General features: G+C 50.5%; 1 pseudogene. It reads left to right on the forward strand.

The features are described from left to right. Positions 1 to 275 (forward strand): annotated as a pseudogene (locus IV91_RS18770) (Rpn family recombination-promoting nuclease/putative transposase); the annotation flags it as partial.

Consider the following 275-nt stretch of genomic DNA (forward strand, 5'->3'; position numbering starts at 1 on the left):
GAGCATCCTGCCGACCCGGAAACTATTCAGGTATTATTGCGTCTACTGGAAGAGTGGCTGGTAGACCGGCCTGACCTGCGCAGAATGATAGCCAGATGGATACGGGCCACATTAATGCGTAAACCGGAGTACCGTATACTTCTACCAGAAGTGGATGATTTACAGGAGTTGAGAATCATGCTATCCGAACGAATGAAAGAATGGGCGCATCAGTACGAGGCTGAAGGTGTGCAAAAAGGAATGCAGCAGGGAATGCAGCAGGGAATGCAGCAGGG

It is taken from the genome of Ferrovum myxofaciens (assembly GCF_000735045.1).
Lineage (GTDB): Bacteria > Pseudomonadota > Gammaproteobacteria > Burkholderiales > Ferrovaceae > Ferrovum > Ferrovum myxofaciens.